Origin of the sequence: Streptomyces sp. HSW2009, from assembly GCF_040240285.1 — a bacterium.
Classification (GTDB): Bacteria; Actinomycetota; Actinomycetes; order Streptomycetales; family Streptomycetaceae; genus Streptomyces.
The window spans coordinates 1-6,828 of the sequence record NZ_JBEHZD010000450.1; the positions used below are offsets into that span (position 1 = coordinate 1).

Annotated in this window: 3 protein-coding genes and 2 pseudogenes; 2 read left to right on the forward strand and 3 right to left on the reverse strand. The window is 75.4% G+C overall.

Translation table 11 applies throughout. From position 1 onward, the window contains the following. Positions 1-122: 122 nt before the first annotated feature. A complete protein-coding gene (locus AAHZ94_RS25885) occupies positions 123-2,168 on the reverse strand; it encodes an acyl-CoA dehydrogenase family protein (RefSeq protein WP_349995664.1) in 2,046 nt (681 codons plus the stop codon). Positions 2,169-2,414: 246 nt separating this feature from the next. On the opposite strand from AAHZ94_RS25885, the pseudogene AAHZ94_RS25890 reads away from it, so the two are divergent. After that, a pseudogene (locus tag AAHZ94_RS25890) lies at positions 2,415-3,032 on the forward strand (SDR family oxidoreductase); the annotation flags it as partial. Positions 3,033-3,494: 462 nt separating this feature from the next. On the opposite strand, the gene AAHZ94_RS25895 reads toward AAHZ94_RS25890, so the two are convergent. Then, positions 3,495-4,835: a protoporphyrinogen/coproporphyrinogen oxidase gene (locus AAHZ94_RS25895; protein ID WP_349995665.1), complete on the reverse strand. Its 1,341-nt coding sequence runs from the start codon at positions 4,833-4,835 to the stop codon at positions 3,495-3,497. A gap of 143 nt (positions 4,836-4,978) precedes the next feature. Between AAHZ94_RS25895 and AAHZ94_RS25900 the strand changes: the two are divergent. Then, positions 4,979-5,305, forward strand: a pseudogene (locus AAHZ94_RS25900) (helix-turn-helix domain-containing protein); the annotation flags it as partial. A gap of 717 nt (positions 5,306-6,022) precedes the next feature. Here the strand turns inward: AAHZ94_RS25900 and AAHZ94_RS25905 are convergent. Beyond that, the coding region (locus tag AAHZ94_RS25905; RefSeq protein WP_349995666.1) for a DUF2786 domain-containing protein at positions 6,023-6,828 on the reverse strand (806 nt) is incomplete at its 5' end.

Below are 6,828 nucleotides of genomic sequence, written 5' to 3' on the forward strand. Positions count from 1 at the left end.
CCGGGCCCCCCCCCCCCCCCCCCCCCCCCCCCCCCCCCCCCCCGGCCCCGCGGGGCCCCCCCCCCCCCCCGCCCCCCCGCCCCCGCCCCCCCGGGGGCTCCGTCTTTGTGGCGACCCGAGCGTCAGCGGGAGCCGTGGGCCGTGCCTGCCCCGGAGCGGCTGGGTGCGCCGGACGGTTCGGGGGCCCGGGGCGGGGCGGCCACTGCTTCGGTGTGGGTGAGGAGGGCCCGTTGGTAGCCGGGGGTGGTGATGGGGCGGTGGGCGAGGAGGGGTTCGGGAAGGTCGAAGGCCGCGATCAGGGTGGTGCCGTGGTCGGCCAGCCGGTGCATCGACTCCTCCCGGAGGGCGTCCGCCTCGGCCACCTGGGCGGCGGTGAGTTCGCCGGCCGCCAGGAGCAGCGCGCCGTACGTCTCGATCCGGCGCAGGGTGAACAGTCGGTGCAGGTCGAGCAGGAGACCGCGGGCCGTGGGGTCCTCGGCCCCGGACGCTAGGGCGAGCAACTGCGCCGCCGCGTCGTGTTCGGCCGTGGCGGTGACCGCGGCCAGGGCGTCCGGGGCGGCGGCGTTCCACCGGCGCAACCGGTCGCCGGCGGGCGCCGTACGCATCCGGGTACGGGCGCGCGCCAGCCTCAGCCGCCCGACCGCGGCCAACAGGGCCTGCCGGGCCGCGGGGTCGGCGAGGTCGGCGGCGGGTGTTGCGGCGGGGGCGAGTGCCGTGCCGACGGCGGGGGCGAGTGCCGTATCGGCGGCGGGCGCCGGTACCGGGGTCGTGTCGGGGGCGGACAGCAGGAGTTCGGCGCCGGCCTTGGCCCACAGGGCGAGGTTGTCGCCCTCGGCCGTGATGATGCCCTCCACGTCGCCGACCAGCGCCACCAGGCCGTTGACCGGCAGCAGCCCCTGGGCGCCGCAGCGCTCCCGGCTCTCGATGATCAACTCCCGGGCCTGCCAGGTGGTCCAGCCCTTGGTGATGGCGACCTGGCGTTCGGCCGTCTCCGCGTCGGCCGGGGCGTGGTCGACCCAGCGCTGCACGGTGCTCCGGTGCAGCGCGGTCATCGCGTACGCCGTGGCCAGCGCGTCCAGCAGCGGGCCGTGGTGAGTGCGGAACGCCCAGAGCGGGACGGGGCGGTCCGGGCGGGCGCCGGTGACCTGGCGGTGGTGGGCGTACCGGACGGCGGTGGCCAGGGCGGCGCGGGCGCCACCGACCGCGCTCGCCGCCATGCACAGCTTGCCGACCGTCACCCGCCCGATCGCGGTCAGGAACCGCTTGCGCTTGCTGCCGAACGCGCTGCTGACGGTGGCGTCGTCGGCCAGCCGCCCGTGCTCGCCGGTGAGCAGCGCCGTACGGGGCAGGGTGACGCCGTCGAACGAGGTCAGGCAGTGGTCCACCGGACTGCCCGGGCGCAGCGGCAGCGGGCGGACCGTGATGCCCGGCAGCGGGCCGGTGGCGTCGGTGAGCGGCACCAGGAAGAGGAAGACGCCGTGGTCACGGCCTTCGATCAGCAGCCGGGCCGCGACCAGACCGCTCTTCGGGCCGCCGGCGGGCCCGGTGTTCGGCATGAACTTCTGTGCCCCGGGGTGCGGCGTGTGGAGCGTGAAGGTGCGCTGGTCCCGGTCGTAGCTGGCGACCGTCTCCAGGGCGGCGGCGTCGTTGCCGTGGGCGAGTTCGGTGCAGAGGAAGGTGCCGATCCTCGCCAGCCGCAGGAAGTCCTCCAGCGGCCGGTCGGGCCGCGGGTCATGGTCGTACAGGCTGCCGAGGAACAGGTTGTAGTGGATGCCGGCCAGCACCGTCAGGGCGCCGTCCAGCGGCGCCGTCCACTCGTGCAGGGCGGCCAGCGCCCGCGGGTCGGTGGCCAGCGCGGTGGCGTCGACGGTCGCGCCGAGCCGGCGTAATCGGCGGTAGGAGTCGGCCAGTTGCTCGGCCGGCGTGGCCTCGGTGCGGCGCTGCATGTCCGGGTCGGCGGCCAGCGCCCGCCACGGCCCGTGTACGCGGTCCCGGTCCTGGCCGTAGAGCAGCCGGGTCAGGTCGGCGACCGTCGCGGCGGGGTCCGCCGGCGGGGCGTCTGCCGGGGCGGGGTCCGGCAGAGCGGGATCGACCGGGGCGGCCTGGGCGGCTGCGCGCCCGGCCGGTATCGCGGAGTCGGCACCCGGAAGATCAGAAAGGGTTGTCATGCCCCTAGTCATTTACCAATCGTCACTTCCGCAACAGACATGTGATCAACGCCACCGCCCGGCGGGACCCGCCCAACTCCCTCCCCGACTCCCCCGCCGCTGCGAGATCGCCCCGCGTGCCCCCGCGAACCCCCGTGGGACCACCGGACTTCCGCGAGGCCCCCGCGAACCCACGAGACCTCGGTGCGCCCGCTCCGCAAGATCACCCCTTGCCTTAAACCACTGTTTAAGTTCTACGGTCGTCGTATGACCAAGATTCTGGTGACCGGGGCGACCGGCACCGTAGGCAAGCACGTCGTCGCGGGGCTGGTCCGGGCGGGCGTGGACGTACGGGCCCTGGTGCGGGACCCGGCCGCGGCGGCGCTGCCGGCGGGGGTCCAGGCGGTACGGGGTGACCTGGGCGATCTGGCGTCGCTGGCGACGGCGGTGCGCGGGGTGGAGCGGGCGTACCTGATGTGGCCCGGGCTGCCGGTGGACCCGCGGGTGGTGCAGGTGATCACCGAGCAGGTGCGGCACGTCGCGTACCTCTCGACGGACGTCGCCGACCTCGCCGACGACGCTGAGCCCACCTCGTACCACCAGGCGATCGAGCGGCAACTGCGGCAGTCCGGGGTGAGTTGGACGTTCCTGCGGGCGATCGACTTCGCCGCCAACGCGCTGCGCTGGGCGGACCAGATCCGGCAGGGCACCGTGCGCTACCCGTACGGGCTGGCCGCCAGGTCGCTGATCCACGAGCGGGACATCGCCGAGGTCGCCGTGCAGGCCCTGACCGCCGAGGGCGCGGGCCGCGAGCGGCACGACGGGGCGGCCCACGTGCTCACCGGGCCCGCGGCCCTGACCCACATCGAGCAGGTACGGATCATCGGCGAGGTGATCGGGCGGCCGGTGCGCTGGGAGGAGTTGGCGCCCGAGGTGGCGCGCGAGGAGTTCACCGCGGCCTGGGGGAACGCGGAGTTCGTGGCTGGCCGGCTGCGCGCGTGGGAGTCGTTCGTGACGGTCCCCGAGCGGGTGACGGACACGGTGGAACGCCTCCTCGGCCGCCCCGCCCTTCCCTTCCGCACCTGGGTGGCCGACCACGCGGACGACTTCCGGGGAGGTAGCCGGCAGTGGGGCGGCGGGGCCGGTGCGGGCGGGGGGCCAAGGGCTCGTACGGCGCGCGAACCCGGCCGGCACGCGCATCCGTACGGCGCCCGAGCCCGTACGGGACCAAGCGCACGGCGGACCCGGCCGGCGCCCGAACCCCACGCGCCGCGCCCCGTACGCGAGACGGGCCCGCGTTCGTCCGCGGGCCCGTCTCATCGCGCGCGAAGGCGCCGCTCACGCAGGTCAGCGGCGGCCCGAAAGCCAGGCGTGCACCCGGTCCACCGCGAGCTTGGAGGAGGCGATGGCCGCCTCGCTGCTCGGGCGCAGGTAGAGCCAGTCGCCCGCGTACTCGATGGGGCGCGGCGAGCGGCGGACGAACCGGCCGCGCAGCCGCAGCGCCGCCGGCGGGGCCGCCGGCAGACCGTTGGGCCAGCGGACGATGTGGTGGCCCACGTAGGCCGAGCGCAGGCCGTCGATGAAGAGTTCGCTCTCGTCCAGCGCCCGGTCCAGCACCTCCTCGTCCGGCAGGTCGTACACCTCGTGCACCCGGCGCGGCGAGATCAGCAGGGTGACCAGGCCGCGGCCGGCGGGCACCCGGTCCGGGCACTTGTTGTGCTCGATGGTGCAGCCGGAGAAGAGCGAGTTCTCCTCGGGGCCGAGGACGACCGCGTACGAGTGCGGGTTGCTCGGGTCGCGGCGCGGCTCAAGCGGGCGGTCCAGGCGGACCGCGACGCGCATCATCGTGGTGAAGGTGGACGCCTCGATGAACGGCCGCTCGTCGTCGGGGAGTTCGGGGTAGACGCCGGGGATCTCCGGGGACGGCGCGGTGAGCACCGCGGCGCGCGCCGTCAGGTCGGTGCCGTCGGCGAAGTGGATGCGCACCACGTCGCCCTCGCGCACCACCCGCTCCACCGCGCGCGACAGGTGCACCTTGACCCGGGTGGCCAGGGTGCGGGCCATGGTGTCCTGGCCGTCGCGGTAGGTCTGCCAGCGGAAGATGCCCTTGGTGCCCTGCATGATCGCGAGCAGCGGCGCCACCGCGCTCTCCTCCGGCTGCCAGCCGAAGGCGGTGTGGGCGATCGGCGCCAGGCTGCGGTCGACCATCTCCCGGCCGTAGCGCTCCCCGAACTCGGCGAGCGTCATGGTCCCGTACTTCGAGTTCTCCGGCCAGTCCGGGTCGACCTGGCCCGAGGGGCGCATGCCGCCGAGCATCGAGCGGAAGGACTGCACGCGCCCGGCCACCGACATGCCGGCGCCGAGCACCATGCCCTTGGGGTGGCCCACCCACGGGTGGTTGCGGCCGTGCTCCCACAGCCCGACCGGGTGCTGGATCTGGTGGATCTGGTTGCCCTGGTCAAGGCCGAGTTCCTTGATGAACTCCCAGGTGGCCGGGTAGCCGTAGGGGGAGATCGTCTCCGCGCCGCGGTCGGTGGTGTATCCGTCGACGCGGCTGGAGCGCATCCGCCCGCCGGGCGCGTCCTCGGACTCGAACACCTCCACCCGGTGGCCCTCTTGCGTCAGCCGGTACGCGGTGGTCAGCCCGGCTATGCCGGCGCCGATCACCGCTATGTCGATGTCAGCCACTCCTGCTCCTCATACGCGTTGCTTCCCCGGTGCGGCCCCGTGGCGCGGGGCGGCTGGCCCCGGCCGGGCGGGCCGCACCGGCGGATCATGGTTCGTTGTCGGTCGGGCGCCCCGGGGGGGGGGGGCCGCGGGCGGGGCCCCCCCCCCGCCCCCGCGAGGGGGCCACCGCGCTGCGCCGCCACCCCGCCGACGACCGCACGCTGGCCGACTGGGGCCGCACGGTCGACACCAGCGCCCGCACCCTGGCCCGGGCCTTCGTCGCCGACACGGGGCTGCCGTTCGGTCAGTGGCGGGCCCGGCTCCGCCTCCAGGCAGCGCTGCCCCTGCTGGCCGCCGGCGCCCCGGTCACCACCGCGGCCCGCCGCGTGGGCTACGCCTCCACCAGCGCCTTCGTCGCCGCCTTCCGACGCACGGTGGGCGTGCCGCCGCGCAGTTACTTCGGCCAGCCGGGGGTGGGGCGGGGGCGGTGAGGGCGCGGGTGCCCCCGCGGGCTTCCGGTGAGGACGGTGATCGCGCGAACGCCTCCGCCGGCTCCCGGCCAGGGCGGTGACCGCGGGGACGCCCTCCGCCCGCTCCTGGTTAAGGCTGTCCCGTATATCCGACGCCCCCAACGGGTGCGAGGTGAGACTGGGTTGGCCGGACGTTGCCGGAAGGCGGCACAGTCCAGTCGATTCTGATGCCGGAACCTGCCCTTCACGTCGAGTAGCCAGGTGGGTACCGTCGACAGGCAGTCTTCGACGGGAGAAGCCGGGTACATCGATCACGGCAACCGTCTGAGGCGATTGCGGGGGACGATGGGTTACGTGGTTGCGGTGCTGGCGGTCGTGACGTCGATTCTGGCCGCGGCCGTGACCGTGCTTGTACGTCGGGAGCGACGGCGCACACCGCTCAGTCCCGAAGCGCATCGGTTCGAAGCGGCGGCTACCCGGGGGCTGCGCGATGCGCGCCGCCAGGCCCGTGCTTCTCGGCACTTCGCCGACGGTAGCGGCGTCAGCGCTCTGCGGGACCGTGACTCTCGGTCACAGTGATCGGTCCATCGCTGCCAGCTTGCGGCACGCAGCGCCCTTGTCGTAGGGATCGCGCGGACGCGCCGCAAGCTCCAGCCAGGCGGCAACCACGGGGGTGCCCCGCGGGCTCCCGCCCAGAGCAATGACCACGCGGACGCCCCGCCAGCGCCCCACTCCCCGCTACCGCAGCCGCGCCTCGTCCGCCGCCGCCCGGCCCGAAGCCCAGCCGTGGGCGTCGCGGCCCTTGAGGCGGTGGGCGACGGTGTTCGGGAAAAGCCGGTCCGCGGTCTGCCCCACGCTCACCTGGCGGGCGGCCAGCACCGGCAGCGGGTCGGTGGTCCTGGCCCGCGCCGCCTCGTGCGCCGCCGCCCGCGCCGTGTCACGGGCCACCGACGTCAGCCGCTCCCTGATCCGGCTCGCATACGCGATCAGGAACGACTCCCTAAAGTCGCGGGTGCGCCGGGCCCGGCCGGTGGCGTGGTGCTGGTCGCCGGCGCGCCGCATCGCGGCCGTCGCCTGCACGAGCAGCGAGGTGTGCAGCAACTCCACCAGTTCCAGATCGGCCGGGTAGCCCACGACGGTGGAGAACGCGTACTCCGCCGTCCACACCGCGTGGCAGCCGTTCGCCTCCGCCACCGCGTCCAGGAGCAGCGCCTTCGCCGACTCGTACGGGCCCTCGACGCCGATCCGGCAGGCGTCGGGCCCGCCGTCCGCCGCGCCCGGGGCCGCGCCGGGCGCCGGGTCGGTCGCCGCGAGCAGCGCCTCGTCGATGCGGTGGCGGGCCATCAACTCCTGGGCCTTGGCCGAGAGCGCCTCGGCCTCCTCGGGGTACTCCGTCGACTCCGCCTTCGCCAGCAGCGCCCGGATGCGCTCCAGGAACCGCGGGTCGGCCGACCGCGGCGCCGGTCCCGCCGCCTCCCCCGCGGCGCCGGCGCCGGGGGTGCGCGGGCGCCCCGCGCCGGGGCCCCGCGGCGGGGCCCTCCGGG

Excerpts from the sequence above, each read along its gene's own strand:
- AAHZ94_RS25885 (WP_349995664.1), bottom strand. The coding sequence starts at position 2,168 with ATGACAACCCTTTCTGATCTTCCGGGTGCCGACTCCGCGATACCGGCC.